The sequence below is a fragment of the Dulcicalothrix desertica PCC 7102 genome, from assembly GCF_003991905.1.
In the GTDB taxonomy this organism is placed as follows: Bacteria; Cyanobacteriota; Cyanobacteriia; order Cyanobacteriales; family Nostocaceae; genus Dulcicalothrix; species Dulcicalothrix desertica.
Genome location: NZ_RSCL01000045.1, coordinates 8,302 through 8,799, shown reverse-complemented (window position 1 = coordinate 8,799; position 498 = coordinate 8,302). Strand labels below are relative to the sequence as shown.

1 pseudogene is annotated in these 498 nt (G+C 40.2%); it reads left to right on the top strand.

From position 1 onward, the window contains the following. Nucleotides 1-498: pseudogene (locus tag DSM106972_RS46835) on the top strand (hypothetical protein); the annotation flags it as partial.

The following is a 498-nucleotide window of genomic DNA, read 5'->3' as shown; positions in this document are numbered from 1 at the left end:
TCACTGTGCAGCGTTGGCGTACCTTATCCCAATTTGGGACAACTTGCTATTGAGTATCACCTATTAACAGGAGTAGAGGTAAGTTTAGATACCAACGATGCTGATGCAGAGTTTCAGAATTTCGTGGAAGCCAAAGTGCGAGCTGAAATCTTACAGGAAGCAGGAAGATTGCGTTCACACCTTAGACCCAACGAGGAATTGTACTACTACTTTATTGGTGACCATGACTTAAGTTTTTTAATTAACGAACTTACATCAGTACGTTTTGAACAAGTTGAAGCAGTAAATATTACTCCGTTATCAGGAACAGTAGGACAACAAACCAAATGGTTATTAGCATCCGCGTACAAACAACTTGTAGAAAGTGGGAAGAAGGTTACACAAACTTCCCTTGCCCAAATTGTTGGAATAACCCAAGAACGAGTAAGTCAGATTGCTTCTGAACTTGGTGGTTGGAAGGCACTCAAGGAATTATTAGTTTTATTACTGACTGCCAAT